Annotated in this window: 20 protein-coding genes and 1 riboswitch; of the genes, 10 read left to right on the top strand and 10 right to left on the bottom strand. The window is 36.2% G+C overall.

Annotation, left to right across the window (positions count from 1 at the left end; all coding sequences use genetic code 11):
- Positions 1–29 precede the first annotated feature (29 nt).
- A complete protein-coding gene (locus BLQ00_RS09065; RefSeq protein WP_093143386.1) occupies positions 30–428 on the bottom strand; it encodes a hypothetical protein in 399 nt (132 codons plus the stop codon).
- 576 nt (positions 429–1,004) lie between these two features.
- Between BLQ00_RS09065 and BLQ00_RS09060 the strand changes: the two genes are divergently transcribed.
- The 4 genes from BLQ00_RS09060 to BLQ00_RS09045 all read left to right on the top strand — a co-directional run bounded on the left by BLQ00_RS09060 (position 1,005) and on the right by BLQ00_RS09045 (position 7,642).
- On the top strand, positions 1,005–4,535 hold the full coding sequence (locus BLQ00_RS09060) for a bifunctional metallophosphoesterase/BamA family protein (protein ID WP_093143383.1): 3,531 nt from the start codon (positions 1,005–1,007) through the stop codon (positions 4,533–4,535).
- Between the two features lie 27 nt (positions 4,536–4,562).
- Entirely contained in the window at positions 4,563–6,173 is a 1,611-nt protein-coding gene (locus BLQ00_RS09055; RefSeq protein ID WP_093143381.1) for a glutamate synthase-related protein, read from the top strand.
- Between the two features lie 8 nt (positions 6,174–6,181).
- Entirely contained in the window at positions 6,182–6,925 is a 744-nt protein-coding gene (locus tag BLQ00_RS09050; RefSeq protein ID WP_093143378.1) for a hypothetical protein, read from the top strand.
- Positions 6,926–7,015: 90 nt separating this feature from the next.
- Positions 7,016–7,642 (top strand): Pycsar system effector family protein, encoded by a 627-nt coding sequence (locus BLQ00_RS09045; protein WP_093143376.1) that lies wholly within the window; start codon positions 7,016–7,018, stop codon positions 7,640–7,642.
- A gap of 275 nt (positions 7,643–7,917) precedes the next feature.
- On the opposite strand, the gene BLQ00_RS09040 is transcribed toward BLQ00_RS09045, so the two are convergent.
- From BLQ00_RS09040 to BLQ00_RS09025, 4 genes are all read right to left on the bottom strand, one after another.
- Entirely contained in the window at positions 7,918–8,865 is a 948-nt protein-coding gene (locus tag BLQ00_RS09040; RefSeq protein ID WP_093143373.1) for a hypothetical protein, read from the bottom strand.
- A gap of 72 nt (positions 8,866–8,937) precedes the next feature.
- Positions 8,938–9,174 carry a hypothetical protein gene (locus BLQ00_RS09035; RefSeq protein ID WP_093143371.1) on the bottom strand — a complete coding sequence of 79 codons (237 nt, stop codon included), beginning with the start codon at positions 9,172–9,174 and terminating at the stop codon, positions 8,938–8,940.
- Positions 9,156–9,590: a hypothetical protein gene (locus BLQ00_RS09030; protein WP_093143368.1), complete on the bottom strand. Its 435-nt coding sequence runs from the start codon at positions 9,588–9,590 to the stop codon at positions 9,156–9,158. Before BLQ00_RS09030 ends, BLQ00_RS09035 begins: the two co-directional genes overlap by 19 nt.
- A gap of 120 nt (positions 9,591–9,710) precedes the next feature.
- Positions 9,711–11,213, bottom strand: coding sequence for a hypothetical protein (locus tag BLQ00_RS09025; protein ID WP_093143366.1), 1,503 nt, complete (start codon positions 11,211–11,213; stop codon positions 9,711–9,713).
- 372 nt (positions 11,214–11,585) lie between these two features.
- Positions 11,586–11,682, top strand: a riboswitch (SAM-I-IV-variant riboswitch).
- Positions 11,683–11,733: 51 nt separating this feature from the next.
- Between BLQ00_RS09025 and BLQ00_RS09020 the strand changes: the two genes are divergently transcribed.
- On the top strand, positions 11,734–13,035 hold the full coding sequence (locus tag BLQ00_RS09020) for a Na+/H+ antiporter NhaC family protein (protein WP_093143955.1): 1,302 nt from the start codon (positions 11,734–11,736) through the stop codon (positions 13,033–13,035).
- A gap of 112 nt (positions 13,036–13,147) precedes the next feature.
- On the opposite strand, the gene BLQ00_RS09015 is transcribed toward BLQ00_RS09020, so the two are convergent.
- A complete protein-coding gene (locus BLQ00_RS09015) occupies positions 13,148–13,918 on the bottom strand; it encodes a hypothetical protein (RefSeq protein ID WP_093143363.1) in 771 nt (256 codons plus the stop codon).
- 265 nt (positions 13,919–14,183) lie between these two features.
- On the opposite strand from BLQ00_RS09015, the gene BLQ00_RS09010 reads away from it, so the two are divergent.
- Positions 14,184–15,512: an exonuclease domain-containing protein gene (locus BLQ00_RS09010; RefSeq protein ID WP_093143361.1), complete on the top strand. Its 1,329-nt coding sequence runs from the start codon at positions 14,184–14,186 to the stop codon at positions 15,510–15,512.
- An 8-nt stretch (positions 15,513–15,520) separates the two neighbouring features.
- Here the strand turns inward: BLQ00_RS09010 and BLQ00_RS09005 are convergent, their stop codons facing one another.
- The 4 genes from BLQ00_RS09005 to BLQ00_RS08990 form a co-directional block, all read right to left on the bottom strand.
- The gene (locus BLQ00_RS09005; RefSeq protein ID WP_093143359.1) at positions 15,521–15,985 is read right to left on the bottom strand and encodes a hypothetical protein; all 465 of its coding nucleotides are present in this window, start codon (positions 15,983–15,985) and stop codon (positions 15,521–15,523) included.
- Positions 15,986–15,998: 13 nt separating this feature from the next.
- Positions 15,999–16,946 (bottom strand): tRNA dihydrouridine synthase, encoded by a 948-nt coding sequence (locus tag BLQ00_RS09000; RefSeq protein ID WP_093143357.1) that lies wholly within the window; start codon positions 16,944–16,946, stop codon positions 15,999–16,001.
- Positions 16,947–17,136: 190 nt separating this feature from the next.
- Complete coding sequence (locus tag BLQ00_RS08995; RefSeq protein WP_093143354.1) at positions 17,137–19,629, bottom strand: ABC transporter permease; 2,493 nt, start codon at positions 19,627–19,629, stop codon at positions 17,137–17,139.
- Positions 19,630–19,672: 43 nt separating this feature from the next.
- A complete protein-coding gene (locus tag BLQ00_RS08990; RefSeq protein ID WP_093143352.1) occupies positions 19,673–20,365 on the bottom strand; it encodes an ABC transporter ATP-binding protein in 693 nt (230 codons plus the stop codon).
- A gap of 74 nt (positions 20,366–20,439) precedes the next feature.
- Between BLQ00_RS08990 and BLQ00_RS08985 the strand changes: the two genes are divergently transcribed.
- From BLQ00_RS08985 to BLQ00_RS08970, 4 genes are all read left to right on the top strand, one after another.
- Positions 20,440–21,135 (top strand): arylesterase, encoded by a 696-nt coding sequence (locus BLQ00_RS08985; protein ID WP_229792600.1) that lies wholly within the window; start codon positions 20,440–20,442, stop codon positions 21,133–21,135.
- 126 nt (positions 21,136–21,261) lie between these two features.
- Entirely contained in the window at positions 21,262–21,822 is a 561-nt protein-coding gene (locus BLQ00_RS08980) for a DUF4494 domain-containing protein (protein WP_093143346.1), read from the top strand.
- Between the two features lie 243 nt (positions 21,823–22,065).
- Complete coding sequence (locus BLQ00_RS08975) at positions 22,066–22,866, top strand: DUF6503 family protein (protein WP_093143344.1); 801 nt, start codon at positions 22,066–22,068, stop codon at positions 22,864–22,866.
- 2 nt (positions 22,867–22,868) lie between these two features.
- Complete coding sequence (locus BLQ00_RS08970) at positions 22,869–23,444, top strand: DUF2911 domain-containing protein (protein ID WP_093143341.1); 576 nt, start codon at positions 22,869–22,871, stop codon at positions 23,442–23,444.
- Positions 23,445–23,509 lie beyond the last annotated feature (65 nt).

The following is a 23,509-nucleotide window of genomic DNA, read 5'->3' as shown; positions in this document are numbered from 1 at the left end:
AAGAGTACTAAATATTTTAACCGATTATTTTATGATTGCCGTGGCGGCTGAAATAAACCTTTAAGATGAAGTGATGATGAAGGTTCTTGGTAGAAAAAATTATGCGTTCTGCTTTCTGAAAAATCAGGTGTTTTAAATTCATTTTTGGCACAATTGAGTACAAAGGAAGCCATAGAAGAAACATTCGTTTGATGTTGAAAAGGTAATTGTTCGTGGTCCTCTTTTTCTTCATGATGTTCTTTGTGATGCTCTGCTTTTAACTCTCCATAATGCTTTGCAAGAAAAACAGCAATGTTATCGCCGAACTGCTCATTATGGTATTGTGCGTGCTCCACAAGCTCGTCAATTCGAGCAATGTCAGCAAAACTTAGCCCAATACTTTGTAAAAGGATGAGAAACGAAAATGATATGGAAAATAGCTTTACCATGTATACAAAGATAATTAAATATTTTCAATGTATAGACCATGATTGCACTAGATAAATTAAAAAACAGGTAAAAATATGCCTTGTAATGCTTTGAAAAACAGATATTCTATATCACTCCTCACCTACCTTTTTTCAATCTGAGTTGGCCATTATTCGTTATACATTTCCATGCCTTTTTTTTTATTTTGAAAGGAACTTTAACAGTTTTCGACAGAATTCAAACCAATCAATCAATAAGTAAATGAAATTACCCAAACTTTTAGGACATACAGATTCTATTTCCTCTATAATAGTAGGATTTGATGAATACATTCTACACTATTCACATTTAATTATAGAATACTCTAAGAGTTATGACTTTCTCAAATTTGTGTCATTTAATAATCATACCAAAGGTCATTCCTTAGCAATTATTGGTTTGCCTTTTTATATACAAAAGTAGCAGCCACCATTGGTCTCCTGCTTCAATCATGTAGAATACCAAAAAAGCTTCAGACACACCAATGTCTTATTATTCTTTAGTGCTTTTTAGCAGTATAATACCGCTGAATATTTTCCGTCAAAATCAAACAAATTATGAGTAGTTTAAAAAATCTTAAAAGGAGTATTTTATTTTTTTTCTTACTAACCGCTTCCATTGTTTTGGGGCAAACTAATGATACATCAATTTACTTAATCGGTAATACAGGTACAACAAATGATACCGAAGTATTAGATGAAATCGTTAAAAATTCAGAAAAAAAGGAGAATTCAATACTACTGTTGTTGGGTAACTCAGTAAATGGGAAAGATAAGAAAGAAGATTTTAAAAAAAGTATTAAACCCCAACTAGAGAAGCTTTCTTTATTTGCTGGCGAAACTTATTTTATCCCCGGAAAAAATGAATGGGCAATTAATGGATATAAAGGAGTTCAATCTATTGAAAAATATATTCAAAAAAATAGCACTTCAAAATTTTATCCTGACGATGGTGAAGCTATAAAACATAAAGATTTATCTGAAAACATAGTGCTTATTACAGTAGATACGCAATGGTTTTTAGAAGATTGGGATGAGGATAGTTATATAAATGATGAAAGTGAAATTAAAAATAGAACCTTATTCTTTTTAGAATTTGAAAATAGAATAAAGAAGGCCCACGGTAAAACAATTTTAGTCGCATTGCACCATCCTATTGAAACAAACACCAAACAAGGTTTGTTAAGTAATGTTGGAGGAGTTAGTTCGGACGACTTTCAGAATAAGGAATATAGAAAACTGAGAAACAGATTAAAAACGATTGCTCAAGCTGCAAGTAATATCATTTTTATATCAGGGAAAGATGAAAATTTGCAATACATAGATAAAGGCATACCTCAGATTATTAGTGGTGCCGTTGGAAAAACTAAAAATGTGAGGAATGGTAGTGAAGGTGATTTTGGCTTGGCACAAAATGGGTATGCAAAGTTAGAGATTAGCAACGAGGGTGTCGTAGTGGTAAAGTTTTATACTGTTGAAAATAGAATTTCTACGGAAGTTTTCAAATCTACTATTTTTAAAGGGGACGAAAATGATACTGAAGCTAGTAATATCTTCAAAGAGGAATTTCCAAAAACGCAATCTGCTTCAATCTATACGAATGAAGCAGTAGCTAAAAGTAGTTTTTATAAAACAATTTGGGGAAAGCATTATAGAGACTTTTACGGTACAGATGTGAATGTTCCCGTAGTATTATTAGATACGCTAATGGGCGGACTTTTTCCTATAAAAAAAGGAGGTGGTCAACAATCAAAATCTCTTCGATTGGAAGATAAAAATGGGAAGCAATTTGTAATGCGAGCTATAAAAAAAAGCACAACTAAATTTTTACAAGCAAATCTTTTTCCTGATACCTACATAGATAACTCACTTGATGATACAACTATAGATAAATTTTTGTCAGATTTCTATACAACATCAAACCCTTATGGCGCATTTGCTATTGGGAAACTATCAAGTGCCATAGGAGTTAATCATACTAATCCAGTATTGTATTACATTCCGAAGCAAAAAACGTTAGGTACGTTTAATGATGATTTTGGTGATGAATTATACATGATAGAAGAGCATGTAGGAAGCACACAGGTTGGTTTAAAAAGTTTTGGAAATCCTAAGAAAATACTTAGTACAGCCGATATTTTACAAGAAATTCATAAATCAGGAAAATCTGTAGTAGATGAACCATCATACATCAAAGCTAGACTGTTTGATATGCTTTTAGGAGATTGGGACAGACATGAAGACCAATGGCGTTGGGCATATTTTGATAATGAAGATGGAACAGCCTATTGTACGCCTATTCCTAGAGATAGGGATCAAGCATTTTCAAAATATGATGGATTATTAATTTCTTTTTTAACCCGTTCCATTCCTGCGCTTCGGAAAATGCAGTCGTACGATGAAGAAATTAGAAGTGTTAAATGGTTAGCTTCTTCTCCATACCATTTAGATTTAATGCTGATTAACTCTTCAGGTTGGGAAGAATGGGAAAAACAAGCGCAATACATCCAAGAGAATCTTATCGATGACGATATAGAAAAAGCTTTTGAAGGTTTTCCTCCAGAAATAAGAGGAGAAGTTATTAATGAAATAAAAGAAAAACTGAAAGGAAGACGCTCTAATCTAGTCAAAATAGCAAAAGCGTATTACGAGTATTTAAATAAATTCAAAATTATTGTTGGAACTCAAAAGACCGATAAATTCACGATCACACGTCTTCCAAATGGTGAGACTTCTATAAAAATTGACCGTAAAGATATAGGACTTTTAAACAGAACTTTTTCTCATGATGTTACCAAAGAAATTTGGGTTTATGGCCTGGATGGAAAAGATACTTTTGTTGTAGACGGCGAAGGAGATAATCTAATTAAAATAAGAATAGTTGGTGGAAAGAAAAACGATACTTACGATTTTAAAAACACCAAAAAAGTAAAACTCTACGATTATAAGAGTAAGAAAAATACCATTGTAAATAAAAAATCTAAAAAGTGGCTAGTTGATGATTATGAAATAAACAATTACGACCATAAAAAAGTTAAACATAATTTCAGCCAAATACTACCTTTATTTGGTGTAAATCCCGATGATGGTGTTAAACTAGGAGTTCTAAATAATTTTTCTTACTTCGGATTACAGCGAAACGGTTTTACCTATAGACATAGTATTAGTGCAGCATATTATACAGGAAATTCTGGATATGATATGTTTTATAAAGGAGAGTTTTCAAATATATTTCATAAATGGAATTTTGGTGTAGAAGGAAAATATACAAGTCCAAATTTTGCGCAAAATTTCTTTGGCTTCGGAAACGAAACAAACTATGATAAAGATGAAGTAGAACTCGATTTTAATAGAATCAGTATTAGAGAATGGAATGCTGCCGTTTCATTAATATGGAGAGGCAAAAATGGAGGATCTTTTTACTTCAAACCATTAATAGAGTCTTTCGAAGTTCAAAACGTTGTAGATAGATTTGTAAATGTTTTACCTGAAAATGCAACCCTTTTTGAAAAGCAAACCTATGTAGGTAGTGAAGTAAACTATACGTTTAAAAATAAAAATGATCTTGCGTATCCTACAATGGGATTAGATGCTGGAATTACACTTGGATATAAGGCAGTTATTGATGGCGGTAATGAAGACGCTTCTTTTGGGTATATAAAACCACATATTGCCATTAATCATAAGTTAAATAAAAGTGGTAGCTTAGTATTTGCAACAAAATTAGGTGGAGAAGCTATTCTTGGAGATGATTTTGAATTGTATCACGCTGCACAATTAGGAGGAGGAGAAAACCTTCGCGGATATAGAAAAGAACGTTTTATAGGTAACTATTCAATGTTTCAAAGTACTGACTTAAGATTGCAAATAGGTGATTTTAACAGTGGTATTATTCCAACTAAATACGGTGTAACAGCAGGCTTTGATTATGGTCGAGTTTGGTTGGAAAACGACACGTCTAACAAGTGGCATAATAGTCTTGGAGGATCTTTTTGGATTAGTGGTTTGGAAACATTTACACTAAATGCAGGATATTATTCAAGTGCCGATGGAGGAATCATCTCTTTTGTACTTGGTTTCTCTTATTAATTGTAACTTAATAAAATAACTAAAACCATGAAAAAACCAATCGTCATCGCTCAAGTAAGCACTTTAGAAAATAAGCAACCAGAACACGCACTTGTAAATGGATTAGATCTAGTGATCGTCAAATTTGATGATGCTATTTCTGTGCTCTACGGAAGATGTTTACACAGAGGCGCACTTATGTCCGACGGTCACGTAGATGGGCATAATCTTATTTGCGGGGTTCACGGATGGGATTACCGGGTAGATTCAGGTGTTTCAGAATACAACAATAAAGAAGTACTTCATAAATTCTCTACTAAAATTGAAGGCGACAATTTATTGGTTGATGCTTTTGAAATTGACGCCTATTTAGTGAATAATCCGCAGCCGTTTAATCGCGATGCGTATCTAGGTGCCTATGCAGATACACATCCTGAAGAAACAGAACCATACACAGGGTATATAAAAGAATTGGCACAAAATGGTCTTAAAAACATTGGGCACCACGGATTTTCAGCCTCTATGGGTGTGGATCGGAATACGCTTCCCAAATGGAACGATATTCAGTTTTTACCCGCACAATTAGCTTCTAGACCATTATTAGATCATGAAGCAGTCGCTACAAAAGTGGTGATTGGACCAAAAGCAAAGAAACCATTAGCATTAGACATCCCTCTTTTTGTAAGTGATATGAGTTTTGGAGCCTTATCGCGGGAAGCAAAAATAGCTTTGTCGAAAGGCGCACAATTAGCAGGAACCGGAATTTGTTCTGGTGAAGGCGGCATGTTACCCGAAGAGCAAGCGAGTAATTCCAAATATTTTTACGAATTAGCATCCGCGCAATTTGGCTTTTCATGGGATAAATTAGACAACGTACAAGCCTTTCATTTTAAAGGCGGTCAAGGTGCTAAAACAGGAACGGGTGGTCACCTACCAGGAAACAAAGTAAGTGCTGAAATTGCTGCAGTTCGCGGACTTAAAGAAGGGGAAACTGCAATTTCACCCGCTGCAAACCCAAATTTTCATACGGTTCAAGATTTCAAGGATTTTTCAGAAAAAGTAAGAGCTCATACGGGCGGAATTCCTATCGGATTTAAAATCGCAGCGAGTCATATTGAAAAAGACATTCAATTTGCACTCGATGTGGGGGTCGATTATATCATTCTCGATGGTCGTGGCGGCGGAACAGGCTCTGCTCCTACCATTTTAAGAGATCATATCAATGTACCTACCATTCCGGCATTAGCAAGAGCAAGAGCCTATATGGATAAAGTGGGGGCTACAGATGTAACTTTAATCATTACAGGGGGGTTACGCGTTGCGGAAGATTTTGCAAAAGCTTTAATGTTGGGAGCAGATGCCATTGCAGTATCCAATTCGGCATTACAAGCCATTGGTTGTTTGGGAATGCGCGCTTGTGGAAGTAACAACTGTCCTGTTGGAATTGCAACTCAAAAAGAATCGTTGCGAAGTCGATTGATTATAGATGCTTCAGCAAAACAATTGAAAAATTACTTTGAAGCAACCAACGATTTAATTAGAGTCGTAGCACGTGCTTGTGGGTATGATAGTGTCTCGAAATTTAATCAAGAGGATCTTTCTACTTACGACTACGAAATGCATCAACTTACAGGAATCAATTACGCAGGAATAAAATAAAACATACTATGGAAAAACAAATGCATTTAGCAGCGCAGTATTTAGCGGCGGCGGGAATCAGCTTTTTAGATAAAAAGCCAGACGATAGTCATACCAATTTAGGATTTAACGCCGAAAATGGAAGTCTTTACACTCATACCCTTTCTGATAATGAGGATCAATTAGGGTTGGATTATGAAAAATTTGCGTTGGTGTGGAAATCGAAGCAAGGAACGAAAACGTTTAAATTAGACGGTGCCACACATGCCGAAGTTTTAACATGGCTCCAAGACACTTCAAAAACCGCTTTAAACAAAGTGTATCACTATCAATTTCACTACGATTTACCGTATGACATTGACAATGCGTTTACGTTCAAATTGGAAGATCTAGGAAAATTGAAGGTACTCAAAAATCTACGGGTGTTGGCGCAATCTGTTCTTGAAACAATCAATACACAGTACAATCTTAATGCGTCGATACGCGTTTGGCCACATCACTTTGATAGCGGAATTTACAGCCCACTCCCCGATGCTGAAATTACGATCGGATTAGGTTTGGCAATTCCCGACTCCATTTGCAAGGAACATTACTTATACATTTCTGGCTACAAAAATGGAAATACGATAGACCCTTCGCAATTCCCAAAATTAAAAGCAGGCGAATGGAAAGCTGCCGATTTTAAAGGTGCGGTGCTCAATGCAGCCACCATAACGAAATCTGAAGGTGTTGCCTTTTTTAATGAGGCAATTGCTTTGTTGGAAAACAGCTAATGAAGCATACAATAGGTTTCTAGAATACAGAAATAATACTGTTTAGTACTCACTACAGGAGTACTAAACAGTATTCATAAATATCTAATTATGGGAGATAAATCCAAAGAAAAGGCAGAAGACACCTATTTAATGAAAGAGTTAAATATTGATAAAGACGCCTTAAAACAATTAAAAAAGAAACTGGCAAAAATTTCGCCAAGGTCTGAAAGAGGTGTTGAAACGTTGTTTCGGTTATTGTCTAAAAACCAGTACACCTTAAATACAATGATAGATACAAAATCGAATATTTTGATTTCTATCAATGCCTTAATTTTATCGTTAATAATAGGAACGGTTATGAGTCAGTTAGACACAGATCCTCATCTTATTTTTCCAGTAGTAATGATATTATTCACCAATCTAGCATCTATTACGTTTGCTATTTTTGCAACCCGCCCAGAATTAGTACATGGAAAAGCAGAAACCAAAAATTTAATGTTTTATGGAAACTTTCACGACATGGAAGAAGATGAATACGTAAACAGTATTACCAACTTAATGAATGAAGGTGACGAGCTTTATAAAACCATTGCAAAAGACACCTACCATTTAGGAAAAACGATTGACCGTAAATTTAAGTTACTTCGTAAATCGTTTAATATTTTTTTAATTGGTATTATTTTATCTGTAATCGCGTTTATAGGGTGCCACGTGTTTTTTGGAGGGTTGATGTGATAAAATTTTCTAGACCGGAATTACATTAGTTTCTCCAAACCATTTGACAAGTACAGTATCACTTGGAGAATGTTTATTTAGGGCTTTAACTATCGGTCAAATGTCCAAAGAAGAAATAATATTAAATTATACAGCTAGTAAACAGATGGTTAATTTCAGAATCAATACAACTGGAATACGCCAACAGTTTAGATATATTAGGTCTTAAATTTATCTTCTCTTCCTCCTAGAATTACAAAGAAAAAATAAAACCCCATCAAAATTAAGCTTTACTCTCAATCCAACACAACCACATCACTCTGCAACAACCACTTTCCATTTACTTGTGCGCTGTGTGTGACGGTAATTTTATTGCGGCCCGATTTTTTAAAAACGTCTATCAGTTTTAGGTTTTTATGTACGGCGGTATTTATCACAATAGGATCGCAAAGTAGGATTCCTTTTGTCGCATCAAATACATAAAGGCTCTTGGTGGTGGGTTTTATATCCCAAAAGCCAATCTCGTCGGCTCCGTCGCTATTAAGGTCTTTCAGGTTTTCTAATTCCGATTGGTAGGCTCCTTTAATGGTTATAGGCGCTACACCTTCAGCACTAAACACGATCACGCTATTACATTCGCCTTTGCAGGTAACTTTCTCACTCTTTGGAGTATTTGTTTTTGGAGTAGCAATTATTTCCGGTGCCATTACAGACGCATAGTCAGAAAGATCATCACCGTTAAAATCGCCAAACAGTTGTCTTTTAGCGTTCTTTGCATTTCGTTCCAGCGCATTTGGAAAAATGGGTGCTTCACGGTTTATAGCTGTGTCAGCAAGGCCTTCTCGCAGTATTTTAAATTCCCCATTTCGAATCATCACCGATAGATAAGAAGGATAATCTGCTTCAATTCCGTTGTACCTAACCTGTTTGGTAAACGTTACTAAATAGCTTCCGCCCTCTTTCGTAATAACAAGTTCATTGTTTAAAATACGCTGTGTATAGTCTGGAAACTGTTGAAACAGTCTATTTTTATCTTTTAGGACTTCGACTCTTGTTTGTTCTGTGTCGTAATACGTAACCACATCCATATAGTCCCGCTTTAGGTTGGGAGCACTCACTACAGTATGGTCTTGGTTCCATTGGATTACAAACGCACGCACTTCTTTTTCACCTTTCGGGTTTACTTCATTGCAAGCAACGAATAGTAGAACAAACAGGCAAGAAAACAACGGAAAAAACTTCATAAATCGAGTGTAACTTTAGCTTCAAAATTGAAATTTAAAGATACATGATTTTTGATGACTTTAGGGTCTATTTTATAACTCCTCCAAGATGGTGATTTCTCTAAAATCGCAATTGGCACACATAAAAAGTTCCAGATAGTAGATGTAATTAGTTGTATCTATAACATCCCGACCCGATCCGAATGGAACTGTTGTGGTTAAGGATGTAAAAACATCAGTTGCTGTATTCACTCCTTCAATCCTAAAAATTTCTTCTGAAGGTAATGTTCTATCTGTTTTACTTTCTCTTTCTAATGAAATAAAGGGCATATTTGAAATTCCGCCATTAGCACCCGGCTCATTATCAAGAACAAAAGCATTAATGGAACTGCTTGAAATTGAACAGTCCCCAAATCAACAAGGCCAGCACCAGTATCTATTTGTACATTTAGAAAATGCTCAAATCGTTCCCATTCAATTGTATCAAAATCATCGCTGCTACTTCCTTGCCCAATTATTAAATTAACAAGCCCATTGGCATCTGTTGTGGTTGAATGGTTTTCAGAATACACCAACGTCTGATTAACACTGGCTAGAATATTAAATGCTACGGAAACATTTGCGTTCGCTACTACAACTCCGGAAGCATCTTTAACGATGGCTTTGTAATTAATACCTTCTGTTTGAGAAAACATTGGAAGTGAAATAAATACGACTAAAAAGAAAATTGCTTGAATACGTTTCATTTGCTACGATGTTAAGGTTGTTTTAAAGTTCTGAATACAATCAAAATAGAACTGCGACTATTAAGAGGGCACAGTATGTATAACGTTTGAGGTATCTTCCAATAAGTATTGGTTTTATGTTTATTCTGTGTGAATTTCTGCGGGATCTACTAAATTATCGGCCGTGTCATCATTAGGATTGGAGCGAACATAATATCCGAAATCGGCTTTAACACCATGCACATTCGGAATTCTAAAAATGTCACTTTTAAGCAATCTTCCCAGTTCTTGCGGATGCAAATTATACCCACTTGCCAAATCAATCATACCTACAGATTCCCCGTACGCGCCTTCTAAATTAAAAACATCGTGTTCTATATTGGCAATTGTATCACGATTCAACCCTGCAAAAGCAAGCAAACTGTGGGTATAATGCCCGTTCAATACCCACGAATTCTGACTAAATTGCATAAACGGAATAGCATCATCGCCCGACAAACCGCCCACATTTCCAATCATATTCCGCAGTGCTGCACCAACTTCTTGTTTAAAAGCGCCTCTAATTACGTTTGGAGCTTCTTCATTGGCTTCCCCTACTTTCGGTGCTATTAGATTCGCGTCCAAAATCCACCCTATCGGACCTAAAATAGCTAAGATTCCTCGCGCTAATTTAATATACCAAGGCATGTCAACATCTACATTAATCCCACTCGCAAACACATCGGTAAACCCATCATGCCAGCGTTTGGAACCTTTTACAGTATAGAATTTTCTAAAGAACAGCAATAATATCCCATCCCATGAAATGGTCGCATTCGATTTTTCAGCACTTCCCACAATTTGAATTCCGAGATCGTGCATACTCATACTCAAAAAATTAAGAGTCGCTCCATCAATATTTTCTTCCAATTGTTTTCGAGCGTTTAACGCTAATACGGAGTCCATAGCTGCTCTAGAAATCATAATTTGAATTCCTGTACCAGCAGGAACAATTGAAGGATTATTGGGTAAGTTTGCCGATTGTCCGGGCATTGCTAAGGTTGCAATCAATGCTGTGGTGGTTTCCAACTGCTCACTATTTCGAACCATAGGATTTTGAGGTTCCCCTCGAGGAAATCCAACTTCCACATATTCAATCTCAGCGGTTCTTCCTAAATAAAAATTAGTACTCCACGTAGAACGTTCAGGAACATCCTCTCCAAAAGCGGCTTCTTCCAAGCCATTGATTAAAGAATCAAAAATTGAAATGTCCATATTCTGAAGTATCTCGTTTAATTGTCCAATAGCAAACATGCCCACCAAATCGCCAATACCTTCAGGACTCGCATCTTCAACTTCAGCAGCAGAAAGTGCCGCAACTGGTGTTGCTCCCGAAATAGTACGAACAAAGGGTTGCAAACGAACCCAAATATCAAAACCGACAAAAGGATCTGCTCCATTTTTATAATCACCCGTAATATGTAATCCTAGTCTTGGAGTTGTCGAGGCATCCCTTATTTCCATAATAGGTTCATCGATGCTAATTTGTAGCAAACCAAGTTCCATGGTATGCGGAATGGTTTCGTTGGTGTATAAATAATTAATGATTCCGCGGAATAAATCCACATTGAGACCGACTGCTATTCTTACTTCTGATAAATCCATGAGTACTTCTTTTAAGATTGCTATTGCATTGAAAAGCTAAGGTAACTCAATGTAAAATAGTACATTACAGGTAATAAACTTTTTCTGAAGGGGTTTTTCCCTCTTTAACAAATACAACCTTTCAATATTTTTTTGCTGAAAAATTTCAGAAGCGTTTGGTATTTGATAGTCAACTATACTGTAATCAGTACTACATTTTCTTCCGTTTTAAGCCTCAGGAATCAAAGCTGTTGCTTTTCCGAAGTAAAAAAAAGAAAAAATCTCATAACTTGATGATTTACTGAAACTTATACTGCCTTACGAAACATTATGTAGAAATTAACTTTTTTTAAGAATTACATATCATTTTATGCCTTAATTTTGCGGCCTTAAAATAATTATCAAGAATCTCAAAAAGGAGATAGCAACCTGCAATAACGAGCAAGGTGCTAAATAGATAAGCCAATTACTTGGAACAAATGTTAACTCATATTTCTACTTATTTGCTTGTTGTTTTTCCTTTTTAGAATGACTAATGAACATGGCAAACAAAAAGAAGAGTTCCCCAAAATTTTCAGCATTAATCCCCTTATTTGTATTTGTAGGTACGTTTTTAGGAGCTGGAATCTATCAAAATGATTTCTATGCCCTTCCTGCTCCTATCGCAGTGATTGCAGGAATTATTGTCGCATTTCTACTGTTCCCACAATCTATAAAATCTAAAATTAAAACCTTATTAAAAGGTTGTGGCGATAATAAAATACTTACCATGTGCCTTATCTATTTATTAGCGGGTGCATTTGCGGCCATTACCAATGAAACAGGAAGTGTGGATGCCATTGTAAACCTCGGGTTGGATTATATTGCCATTCAATACATCTATGTGGGTATTTTTTGTATTGCAAGCTTTTTATCGATTTCTACAGGAACCTCCGTCGGTGCCATTGTTGCCTTGGCTCCTATCGTGGTTGGATTTGCAGATAAAAGTAGTGCCGATTTGGCTATTTTATGTGGCGCTTTGTTGGGAGGAAGTATGTTTGGAGATAATTTATCGGTGATTTCAGATACCACCATCGCAGCCACACAGTCATTAGGAACTAAAATGAGTGATAAGTTTAAGCAGAATATTAAAATTGCGGTTCCTGCAGCGCTTTTTACCATTGCTATCTTAGTATTTCAAGGATTGGGCTTAGAGTCGGATGCAATGGAAACTGTAGTTTACAATTATTCTGTGGTGAAAATTCTCCCGTATGTGTTGGTCATTGTACTTTCAATCATGGGTGTAAATGTATTTGTCACCTTACTTTTAGGAAGTATTTCGGCAGGACTTCTAGGAATTGTATATCATGATTTTACACTTATTGAAGCCACGCGAATTGCCTACACTGGTTTTACAAACATGACAGAGATTTTCCTACTGTCGTTACTTACTGGCGGACTGGCAGCCTTGGTGGCGAAAAATGGAGGAATCAATTTTATATTGGTCAGCATAAAAAAACGAATTAAAAGCAAGAAATCGGCACAGTTTGGAATTGCCGCATTGGTGAGTACCATTAATCTGGCAATTGCGAACAATACGGTGTCTATTATCATTGCAGGACCTATTGCGAAAACCATAAACGACGAATACGATTTAGACAACAAGAAAACAGCGTCTATTTTAGATATTTTCGCTTGTATTTTTCAAGGGTTATTGCCGTATGGCGCCCAAGTTTTAATGATTTTGAGCTTTTCAAAAGGACGTATCGATTACTTAGATTTAATGGCTAATACGTGGTATTTAGCATTATTATTTGTTTACACCTTGCTCTTTATTAATTTTAAACCGCTGCGAATACAATAGTCTTTGCCGTGGTTTTTCTTCTGAAAAATAGAAAACTAAAGGAATAATGCCTTTTACAATAGAAGGTGTAATTACGAATATGAAATGTATTGAGCGTGCGAAAGAAGTAGGCTTACTTTTTTAATACATTTGGTTCAAACCAAATATCTAGCATTATTTCTTTGGGCCTTTCATCTTGTTGTGAAGATGTATCGGGTCTAGAACCTTGTCCGCCTTTTCCTCCAGAGCCTCGGCCGCCACCGCGTTGACCACCACCAGAACTACCCCGTTGGCCACCACCTGCAGTCATACTAGGTTTATTTTCTCTTTCTTTCGATTCCATTTTTGGTGTTACCACTCCGATGGAGAATTTTGAAAAATCGATAGCTTTATTGGAAATAAGCTGTTTTGGCATCTTGAGCTTATAGTGTAATTGGTCATTTTCTAAAGTATAATGAATCGAAATTCCCAAACTATTCAAATCTAAATGAAATTCTTCCTCAAAATCAAGGTTTGTGTAGTTTGCCTTTTTTGGCATCTCAGCGACTAAAGTCAAAATATCAGGTCCTTTATGGTCCTCTTCTTGTAATCGTTCGTCAATTCCGTTTCTCGTACCCGATTTTTTTGGTACTGCTGTCACTTCTGAAGGATATAAAACAGATACCTTCTTCTTCTTTTTCCCTTTTACATCAAAATACACATAAAATCCACGGAGCAGCATAGAAAGCATCGTAGGTTTATCGTGGGTACTCAATTGTACATAGAGGTTATCAGCATCCATAAAACTGTTATATACTACTTGATCTTGGATGTTTTCTATTAATTCTTGTGCAGTACTTTTTACTGCCACTAACACTATAATAATGGAAAGAAAACCTCTCACTCTATTTGAAATAAATCTCATTTTTAGACTTTAATTTGTTCAGATGAAAAACAAAACTACTAAAAAGGAATTCCTTGTTTTTAACTTTTCTGTGAATTTGGGTTCAGATACAGGGAATGAAAGGTTCTTATCAATGAAGTTTTTTTACTGAAGCTGAAACTAGAGTTTTAATAAAAATGTTCTGTTATTTAAAACATCTATAAGTATCTTGCAATCGCTACTAAAGCGAATAAAATCAACCACTAAATCCTCCTGAAACGGACAAAATAAAAAGGAAAAGCATTCCATGATATATACCATTATTGATGTTGAAACAACGGGACCAGGCAATCGCATTACCGAAATTTCTATTTTTAAGTACGATGGAACGACTGTAGTAGATGAGTTCACCACATTAATAGACCCTGAAGCCTATATTCCGTCTCACATTACAGCACTCACAGGCATTGACAATGCATTGGTTGCGAATGCTCCTCTTTTTAAGGAAGTTGCACAAGACATTCTAGATATTACAGAAGGCACCATATTTGTAGCGCATAACGTCAATTTTGATTATAATGTGATTCAGGGTGAGTTTAAACGCATCGGAATTGAATTCACAAGAAAAAAACTGTGTACCGTTCGTTTGTCAAGAAAATTACTACCAGGACATCGTTCGTATAGTTTGGGCAAACTGTGTGCTGCATTAAAAATTCATATCGTAGACAGGCATCGTGCCAGAGGCGACGTACAAGCTACCGTGATTCTATTCGAATTATTATTACAACAATCCAATGCTTCCGAAGTTTTCACTGAGTTTCTAAATAAAAATTCAAGAGAAGCAACCTTACCTCCTAACCTTCCGAAGGAAACCTTTGAAGCGCTTCCCAATACAACAGGAATCTATTATTTTAAAGATAAGAAAGGGAAAATCATTTACATTGGTAAAGCCAAGGATATCAAAAAGAGAGTGCTGAGTCACTTTTATAGTAAGACTAAAAAGGCATTGGAAATGGTACGCGAAACAGGCGACATCGATTTTGAAGTTTCTGGAAGCGAATTAGTCGCCTTACTCATGGAAGATGCCGCTATTAAGCACCACTTTCCTGTCTACAATAAAGTAGCGAAACGAACCATACAATCGTTTGCTGTATTTTCATACGAAGATCGAAAAGGGATACTTCATTTGGCGAGCAATAAAGGACGCTTAGTATCCAATCCCATCAGCACGTTTTTTACCATTGGCGAGCTACGGGCCTATGTAGAAAAAGTTTGCGAAAAGCATCAACTTTGTCCGAAGTATTGTCATTTACAAGAAGCTGTTACTGAATGTTCGCATTACAAAATTAAAGACTGCAAGGGGATTTGTAAAGACGAAGAAACTGTGGAAACCTACAATAATAGAGTGTTAGAAGCCATTCACGATATGTCCGATCAAAAAGTAAATCTTATTCTGAAAGAAAAAGGCAGGCATGCCAATGAAGACGCTTTTGTGATGATTAAAGAAGGAGAATATCTAGGCTATGGCTTTGTAGATAAAGAAGTGTCGATTCAACACACCGACGATTTACATGCGTATCTCATTCCGCAGAAAAATAACATCGATATTCAGAAGATTTTACGACCGTATTACTAAGAATTCTTTCAATCGACGGCTCGATTGGCGGCTGTTATTTTAATGTATTGGGTCTGATTTTCAGTAACACTGGCTTTAGGTCCGTAATTTATCAAGGTGATGGCATCTCTCAGTTCCATAATTTCATTTCTATCTAGCCCTTTATAACCTACTGAATCGAGAAAATTGAAAAATGCTTCTTTATTCATTTGAGTACATTTAAAAGGAATCTTTTTATGTTGGTAGCTAATAGTATCAATATTTTCAGGAGACGTTTGCAAATACAAGGTATCTGTATAATGCTCTTTAAACGTCAGCATAGCTTTTCCTGCTCCCGTTCCAAAATCGTCTCCTTGCGGCACAAAACCTTCAGAAACAATACGTACTTCTACCTTAGATTTTGGCGCGTAAAAAGTTACATCAGCCGTATAGTGATACCCTTCAGAACAACCAATAAAAGATAGTATGACGAATAATAACTGAACGTTTTTCATATAAAATTTGCACCTAATTTTCGCCTGAAAGAATTTCTTTCACAGCCTGTTTATATCGAATAGGATTGGTGGCTTTCTTTATCTTTTTATAGGTCTTTTGTGGGTTGGAAAAAGACTGTGAAAAATACTCCCAAAAGCCTAACATTTTCATTTTTATGGGTGTCGGCCCCGATAATGCAGCGTCGTATTGTTGGTATATTTCATCGTGAAAGGCTTCAAACAATGCCCATCGATTTTTAGGATACTCCATCGTATCGTTTTTGATCATGCTCGGTAAAAACGGATCTGCAATTAAACCACGACCTATCATAAAATGATCGATACTCGGAAACCGCTCTTGCATGTTTTTAAACTGGGCTACACTCGTAATATCACCATTGTAATATAATTTGTGTTTTGCGACATCGATACATTTTTGAAAAGCATCTAAATCTACACCGCCTTTGTACAACTGTTTTCCAATACGCGCATGTATGGCCACGTTTTTTAGAGGGTATTTATCTAAAATAGGAAACGTATGGAGTATTTCTTCACTGTTTTCATAGCCCATTCGCATTTTCATGGACACCAAAATATCTGTTTCATCATGGGCACGCTGTAAAATACTATCTATTTTTGCTGGATCACAAATTAACCCTGACCCCATTCCACGATTGGTCACCATCGGATACGGACAACCTAAATTCCAATTGAGTTCTTTGTACCCTAGTTGTTGTACGTATTTTGCAACAAATAAAAACTCCTCTGCATCATTTGTAATCACCTGAGGAATCACTTCCAAAGTCGTATTATGTTCTGGATCTAAATCGCGCTCGTACGATGATTTTATTTTCATTTTACCATTTAAGCGAATATAAGGCGCGTAAAAAGTATCAATTCCTCCAAAATATTTGTTTTGTGCATTTCTAAACCGGAAATCGGTAAAACCTTGCAAAGGCGAAGATAAAAGTGTAAAACTCATTGTTTCATTGCTTGGGTCAAATATAAGTGAATTGTTTGTTGTTTTACTTCTGAAAAAATCGAACTTTTAGGAAGGTGTTTTCTTTATCTAAACGCTGACATTCTTAGGTAAAATAGAGGAAAACCCTTCAAAAAAAAACCAAAATCTAAAACCCGAAAAGTTTCTCTTTAAAAATAAAACATTGTATGCATTACACCTCTTTCCGAAGTACTTCCAAAGGAGAACTGCTTAGCACACTGCGAATATTACTCAGTCCGATACCCAATACCAAAGCTGAAATTCCTGGTAAAAACACAATAAATGGAATGATTGAAGGCACAAAAGGTTCTTTGAACACAAATAGTGCTAATAATAAACTGCTAACCAATGCCAATAAAATTCCTACCAAACTTCCTATCATCCCAAGAAATAAATATTCTAAGGCCGAAATCTTTAAAATCTGACTATTCTTAGCACCTAAAGTACGTAGCAACACACTTTCCTTAATGCGTTGATATTTACTATTTCGTACAGAGCCTATTAATACAATAATTCCCGTTACAATACTAAAGAAGGCCATAAAATTGATAATCCACGAAACCTTGTCAATAATATCTTCAATAATAGTATACATCTGGCGAAGATCGATAATCGTCACATTTGGAAATTTAGACACCAAATCTCGTTGCAACGCTGCAGAGCGTTCCGCAGTAGGAACATTGGTGGTTAACACATTAAATTGCGGTGCATTTTCTAATACTCCCTTCGGAAACACCACAGAAAAATTAAGCTGCAATTGTCCCCAATCTACTTTTCGAATGCTACCAACTGTAGTTTCCATCAATACGCCTTGTACATTGAAAACAACAGGATCTCCTACCGTTAGATTCGCATCGGAAGCAATATTATCTGAAATTGAAATTTTGATTGGGTCTTTCGCGCTTTGTGAGGGTGTCCACTCCCCTGCAACAAGTTCTTCAGAAGCAAGAAGGGAATCTCGATAGGTCGTTCTAAATTCGTGATTTAGCAACCAACGTCTTACTTGACTCGTACTATCGGTGCGTAGTGTATTTACAAGCACCCCTTTAATACTATGCATCCGCATCGTTACCAACGGAATATTATTAATAAGTTCTAAGTCATTAGTTTCAAAAGTCTTTACAATATCGGTAAGCTGGTCTTTTTGTACATCTAAGGTGATGAGATTTGCTGTTGCAGAAGTCTCTCCTACGCTAGTTTTCGATAATAATATGTCTTTGGTAAAATACAAGGTGCTTACTAGAAAAGTTCCTAAACCAATCGCTACGATTAATACAACGGTTTGATTGTTAGGACGAAATAGGTTTAACAAACTTTGTCGTACCGTAAATCCTGCTCGCTTCGGAAAATACCTTCTTACAAGCTTCATAGAAAGTATCGAAATCCCTGTAAGAATGGCGAACGTCACTAAAATTCCGAGCACAAAAGTGAGTGCGAATAACGCATCTTTCAGCAGCCAAAAAGAAAATGAAAATAGAAATAATAGAATTACGATAAAAACTACAATTGTAGCTTTTTTGGGTTTTTCTGAAGCCACTTCTCCGATGCGAAGTACTTCTAGCGGAGATACGTACCAAGTGCGTAATAATGGCAATAACGCAAATAATACCGACATAAAGAACCCGAGTAAAACCCCCATAATTAAAGGTTGTGCGGTGATCTGTATGTCTACATCAAAAGGCAAAAATTCTTTTAAAATATACGGAAATAACTCCTGAATTCCTGCGCCAATCGCTGTTCCTATGAGACCGCCTACAATTCCTATTCCCGAAATTTGTATCAGAAAAATAAAGAAACTTTGTTTTCGTGTGGCACCTAAACATTTTAAAACGGCAATGGCTTTTAGTTTTTCCTTGATGTAGATATTTACCGAACTTGCAATTCCGACGCATCCCAATAACAGTGCGATAAATGCAGCAAGGTTTAAAAACTTTCCTACATTTTCATAGCGTTTCCCCAATCGCTGACTCGTACTCGTATGTGTATCTAAATCGGCATTTTCTTCTTCTAAGGAAGGCTGTAAATCTTTTTCTAATTTGGCTAAATCGACTGTTGGTGCTTTATAAAAAAACTGATATTCTTTCCTACTTCCAAACTGTAAAAGATTGGTTTTTTCAATGTAGCGATACGGAATTACGATTGGTGGCGCTACCGATGATGAAATCGCAGTACTCCCAGGAATGGCTTTTAAAGCCCCTGATATTGGAAGTGTAATCTCCCCTATTTTTATAGAATCACCAGGTTTGATGTCAAATTGTAATAGTAACGTTGCATCTACCAATGCACCGCCTTCTTCTTGATAGGTAGAAGCTGCAGAAACGGGTTGTGTGTCTATGGTTCCGTAAAATGGGAATCCGCCTTCCAAACCTCGAACAACCACTAATTTGGTGCCGCCATTCTTCGGAAAGTTAATCATGGACACAAAATTTACTTCGGAAGCATCGGGCTTTAAGGAATCAATAATCGCTTGCGCTCGTTCGTTCGGGATTTGCTCGCTATCGATAATAAAATCGGCTCCCATTAAGGCTTTGGATTGGCGCTGAATATTGTCTTTAAGGTTCTCGCTAAACAACTGAATAGAAACCACAGCTGCAATTCCCAAAATAATGGACGCCATAAAAAGTAGCAAACGCACCTTACTTGCTTTTGCGTCACGCCACGCCATTTTGAAAAGCCAAGCAGTATTCCCTTTGGATGTGATTTTAGTATTACTCAAAATGTGCCGTCGGTTCATTGGTTAGTATGCGCCCTCCTTTGAGCCTCAATATTTGTTGGGTTCTATTGGCTAAGTCTAAATCGTGCGAAATAATAACTAAGGTAGTTCCAGCGTCTTTATTTAGTTCAAACAGTAATTGAATTACTTTTTCACCGGTTTCTTCGTCTAGATTTCCAGTAGGTTCATCTGCAAATAAAATGGAAGGTTTGTTTGAAAAAGCCCTTGCCAAGGCAACACGCTGTTGTTCACCTCCCGATAATTGAGACGGGTAATGATGCAAGCGATCTTTAAGTCCTACTTTTTCTAGTAATATTTTTGCATGAGTAGCAGCCTCTTTAGCACCTTGTAATTCTAGTGGCACACTCACATTTTCAAGAGCTGTAAGGGTTGGAAGTAATTGAAAATTTTGAAAAATGAACCCCACTTCTTTATTTCGTAATTGAGCACGTTCGTCTTCGTTCAACGTATTTAAATCAAATCCGCACAATTCGACACTTCCAGCATCGGGCTGATCTAAACCGGCACAAATTCCTAACAAGGTAGTTTTTCCACTTCCTGAAGGACCCACTATAGAAAATGTCTGTCCTTTTTCAACATCGAAAGATATATTTTGTAGGACTGTTAATTTTTTTGAACCGCTTGTATATGTTTTCTCTAGCCCGTTAATCTTTAATATCTTTGGCATATAAATTTAAATTTATTCTACTTTTCATGAACAACGCTAAAATTATACATTCGTTTTTAAAACCAAGGCATCAAATGAATTTGAAACTCATAAAGTTTTGTTATTTTATTTTTGCTTTGGTGTTGATTTCCTGCGGAAACAAAGGCGATGCTAAAGAAAAAGTAGAAACGACAGCAACGACAGAAACGCCTGTTTCTGAAGTAGCTTCCAAAAAAACGATCCTGTTTTTTGGCGATAGTATTACAGCTGGGTATGGTTTAGACGATATCAACGATGCGTTTCCAGGAGTACTTCAATCTAAAATTGACTCCTTGGGTTTAGCGTATGCGGTGGTGAATTCTGGGGTAAGTGGTGAAACTTCAGCAGGTGGAAGCGGCAGAATAGAATGGATTCTCAATCAAGATATCGATGTATTTATTTTAGAATTAGGCGCTAACGATGGATTGCGAGGGGTTCCATTAACCGAAACTCGTGCCAACTTACAAGCGATTATCGATGCTGTGGTTGAAAAAGATCCCACGACAACCATCATTTTGGCAGGGATGGAATTGCCACCTAATATGGGACAAGCCTATACATCTGAATTTAGATCAATCTTCTCCGATTTGGCAAAAGAGAACAACGTAGAATTGATTCCTTTTATTCTGAAAGATGTTGGAGGCGTTGCTGCTTTAAATCAGAGCGATGGTATTCACCCTACGGTTGAAGGACATAAAATTGTAGCAAATAATGTTTGGGATGTTTTAAAAACGGTAATCATACCTAATTAACCCCTAACTTCCTCACCCTAAAACCTCTAAAAACACCCGTTTAAATTTGTGAATATTTATTCTCGATTTTGGCACTTTCAGCTAGAGCGAACCCTTATATTTGGCATCCTTAAAAAATAAAAAGATATGAGTGCAACCTGGTATGAATGTAAGGTAAAATATAGAAAACTAGATCCAGCAACTGGCGTACAAAAGCCAAAAACGGAACCGTTTTTAGTGGATGCGATTTCGTATACGGAAGCTGAAAGTAGAATTACCGAAGAGATGTCTGCTTATTTAGCAGATAGTGATGAAATTAAAATCACCAATATTAAAGTAGCGAACTATGCTGAAATTCACCCTTTTGAAAATTCAGATCGATGGTTTAAATCGAAAGTTTCGTTAATCGCTGTGGATGAAGAAAGTGGAAAAGAACGCAAGACAAACATTTACATCTTGGTACAAGCCAATGACGTAAAAGAAGCGTTCGAAAATACAATGGAAGTGATGAAAGACACAATGGGAGAATTTTCTATTCCTGCGGTTTCAGAATCTCCAATTGTTGATGTGTTCCCTTATTTCTCTGGGGAAGAAGACGAATTAGAACGCATCAAAAAATTTACAGCCTTAAAAGAATCTGTACCCGTACACTTGGGAATGGATGAAGATTTAGAGATGGCCGATGTGCTTTCAGCTGAAACTGAATAACAAAAAATACTCTCTATGATATAGTTTGAGCTATTCAGAAAGACTACTTATAAAAAAAGCCCATCAAGTAACGGTGGGCTTTTTTATACCACTAGTCTATTGGGTATTAAAACATGAAATTTTCTAACCACATGTTTGAATTGGAGAGTTTTGGCAAATTTTAAATTGTAGTTTTATTTTTCTGAAAGGTTTATAGATTCCTACGACCAATAAATTTCGTTATTAAAAAATCAACACTATAGAATGAGAATACATACTTCTGTTTTAGTCCTACTAACCATCACTACGCTTTTGGCTTGCAATAACAAAAAGACTGAAACAACTACTTCTTCCGAAGAAAAAGAAATGACAGTCGCTCCTACCAAACTTTCCGAAGCAGAAATACTTCTAAATGAAGCCATACAAGCTCATGGTGGCGATTTATACGATACTGCCAATTACTCATTTGTTTTTAGAGAGAATACCTATACTTTTAAAAATGACGGACAGAGCTATGAATACACAAAAACGGCTAAAAAAGAAGATTCAACAACTATCGACGTTTTAAAGAATGGTGTGTTTTCTAGAACAGTGAATAACGAACCTGTAACACTTTCTGAGAAAAAAACTAAAAGTGCAACGGGAGCAATTAACTCTGTGATTTATTTTGCAACCCTTCCTCATAAATTAAATGATGCGTCTGTACTTAAAGAATATTTAGGTGAGACGACTATCAAAGGGCAAACCTATGCCGTTTTAGGAATCACCTTTAAACAAGAAGGCGGCGGAGAAGACTTTGATGATGAATTTCATTATTGGATCAATTCAGAAACAAAAAAGATAGATTATCTTGCGTATAATTACAAAGTAAATAAAGGTGGTGTTCGTTTTAGAAGTGCATATAATAGAAGCGTTATCGACGGAATTACATTTCAAGACTATATAAATTACAAAGTGGAAGTAGGCACGCCTTTACTAGACATCCCTAGTCTTTATGAAGCAGGAAAATTAACAGAATTATCTAAAATTGAAACGGAACAAATACTTAATTTAAATAACAAATAACTATGAAAAACCTATTACTGATTATTGCAATTGCACTTGTTGGAACTACTGTTAACGCGCAAGATTTCGCTAAAATGGACAAGAGTCCGATGGACAGATCGTACTACCCTGCTGGAGCTCCTCACAGAACATTTGAAAAAGATGCAGCTAAAAAAGAGGGCCTAACACCTCAAATAAGAGTAACCTATTCTCGTCCAGCTAAAAACGGAAGAGTTGTTTTTGGAAAGCTTTTAAAATTTGGTGAAGCTTGGAGAGTGGGTGCTAACGAATCTACAGAGATCTTATTTAATAACGATGTCGTTTTTGGTGGAAAAGAGATTAAAGCTGGACGTTACACTATTATCGTTATTCCTACGGAAAAAGAATGGACGCTAAAATTAAACACAGAGCTTGATGGTTGGGGTAACTACGGATACGATGCTAGCAAAGATGTTGCAAGTGTAACGGTTCCTGTAACTTCAAGTAAGGATGTCATTGAAAATTTATCAATTTCTTTATATGAAGCTGCGCCTAAAACAGTTCATTTAAAAATTGGATGGGATACTACTGTCGCTGAATTTCCTATTACATTGAAATAAAAAAAACTCAATTTTATTTAAAAGTCCGATGCAAATCTATGCATCGGACTTTTTAGCTTTAAGGG

The sequence above is a fragment of the Ulvibacter litoralis genome, from assembly GCF_900102055.1.
Lineage (GTDB): Bacteria > Bacteroidota > Bacteroidia > Flavobacteriales > Flavobacteriaceae > Ulvibacter > Ulvibacter litoralis.
The sequence above is the reverse complement of the archived record's forward strand: the minus strand, read 5'-3'. Positions and strand labels throughout refer to the sequence as shown.

Excerpts from the sequence above, each read along its gene's own strand:
- BLQ00_RS09050 (WP_093143378.1), top strand. The coding sequence starts at position 6,182 with ATGGAAAAACAAATGCATTTAGCAGCGCAGTATTTAGCGGCGGCGGGA.
- BLQ00_RS08975 (WP_093143344.1), top strand. The coding sequence starts at position 22,066 with ATGAGAATACATACTTCTGTTTTAGTCCTACTAACCATCACTACGCTT.
- BLQ00_RS09030 (WP_093143368.1), bottom strand. The coding sequence starts at position 9,590 with ATGAAACGTATTCAAGCAATTTTCTTTTTAGTCGTATTTATTTCACTT.
- BLQ00_RS09060 (WP_093143383.1), top strand. The coding sequence starts at position 1,005 with ATGAGTAGTTTAAAAAATCTTAAAAGGAGTATTTTATTTTTTTTCTTA.
- BLQ00_RS09045 (WP_093143376.1), top strand. The coding sequence starts at position 7,016 with ATGGGAGATAAATCCAAAGAAAAGGCAGAAGACACCTATTTAATGAAA.
- BLQ00_RS09010 (WP_093143361.1), top strand. The coding sequence starts at position 14,184 with ATGATATATACCATTATTGATGTTGAAACAACGGGACCAGGCAATCGC.
- BLQ00_RS09000 (WP_093143357.1), bottom strand. The coding sequence starts at position 16,946 with ATGAGTTTTACACTTTTATCTTCGCCTTTGCAAGGTTTTACCGATTTC.
- BLQ00_RS09025 (WP_093143366.1), bottom strand. The coding sequence starts at position 11,213 with ATGGATTTATCAGAAGTAAGAATAGCAGTCGGTCTCAATGTGGATTTA.
- BLQ00_RS08970 (WP_093143341.1), top strand. The coding sequence starts at position 22,869 with ATGAAAAACCTATTACTGATTATTGCAATTGCACTTGTTGGAACTACT.
- BLQ00_RS09020 (WP_093143955.1), top strand. The coding sequence starts at position 11,734 with ATGGCAAACAAAAAGAAGAGTTCCCCAAAATTTTCAGCATTAATCCCC.
- BLQ00_RS09015 (WP_093143363.1), bottom strand. The coding sequence starts at position 13,918 with ATGAGATTTATTTCAAATAGAGTGAGAGGTTTTCTTTCCATTATTATA.
- BLQ00_RS09040 (WP_093143373.1), bottom strand. The coding sequence starts at position 8,865 with ATGAAGTTTTTTCCGTTGTTTTCTTGCCTGTTTGTTCTACTATTCGTT.
- BLQ00_RS09055 (WP_093143381.1), top strand. The coding sequence starts at position 4,563 with ATGAAAAAACCAATCGTCATCGCTCAAGTAAGCACTTTAGAAAATAAG.
- BLQ00_RS08990 (WP_093143352.1), bottom strand. The coding sequence starts at position 20,365 with ATGCCAAAGATATTAAAGATTAACGGGCTAGAGAAAACATATACAAGC.
- BLQ00_RS08980 (WP_093143346.1), top strand. The coding sequence starts at position 21,262 with ATGAGTGCAACCTGGTATGAATGTAAGGTAAAATATAGAAAACTAGAT.
- BLQ00_RS08985 (WP_229792600.1), top strand. The coding sequence starts at position 20,440 with ATGAATTTGAAACTCATAAAGTTTTGTTATTTTATTTTTGCTTTGGTG.
- BLQ00_RS09035 (WP_093143371.1), bottom strand. The coding sequence starts at position 9,174 with ATGCCCTTTATTTCATTAGAAAGAGAAAGTAAAACAGATAGAACATTA.
- BLQ00_RS09005 (WP_093143359.1), bottom strand. The coding sequence starts at position 15,985 with ATGAAAAACGTTCAGTTATTATTCGTCATACTATCTTTTATTGGTTGT.
- BLQ00_RS09065 (WP_093143386.1), bottom strand. The coding sequence starts at position 428 with ATGGTAAAGCTATTTTCCATATCATTTTCGTTTCTCATCCTTTTACAA.
- BLQ00_RS08995 (WP_093143354.1), bottom strand. The coding sequence starts at position 19,629 with ATGGCGTGGCGTGACGCAAAAGCAAGTAAGGTGCGTTTGCTACTTTTT.